Origin of the sequence: Bartonella sp. CL63NXGY (genome assembly GCF_042194905.1) — a bacterium.
Lineage (GTDB): Bacteria > Pseudomonadota > Alphaproteobacteria > Rhizobiales > Rhizobiaceae > Bartonella.
This window is the reverse complement of the sequence record NZ_JBHINK010000081.1, coordinates 1-401: the sequence shown is the minus strand read 5'-3', so window position 1 is coordinate 401 and position 401 is coordinate 1. Positions and strand designations below refer to the sequence as shown.

Here is a 401-nt window from a genome sequence, read left to right as displayed (position 1 = left end):
TGTCTGTAACATCTTGAAATTCTTTTAGAAAATTCATATATCGTGGTCGTTGGATAACGTTCATTTTCTTTCACCACCATTTTGTTTTCTATACAAAATATTATATCATTTTTCACTATTTTATTCGCTATAGAATACAAAAACCAAATTTTCCCATTTTTATTCGCTATAGAATACAAAATTAGCCGTTTGTTAAGTGTCCGATATGCAAAGCTTGTTTGATACTACTCCAAATGTGGTGAACCAAATAAGCGCAGGCAAAGGCAAGAATAATTGTTAGCCCAACAAGCAGGGGGAATTTGATGCCAATTCCCAAGTGGGGAGCAAGATGATTGATTGCTAACCAGGACCAATACAGCCAAAAAACGTGGCTTAAGTAAGCGCGGTGGGCATATAAAGCA

The 401-nt window shown here is 35.9% G+C and carries 1 protein-coding gene; it reads right to left on the bottom strand.

Annotated elements, in window-relative coordinates:
- Nucleotides 1-181: 181 nt before the first annotated feature.
- A partial coding sequence (locus ACFIK0_RS09345; RefSeq protein ID WP_375663901.1) for a hypothetical protein occupies nt 182-401 on the bottom strand: 220 nt, incomplete at its 5' end.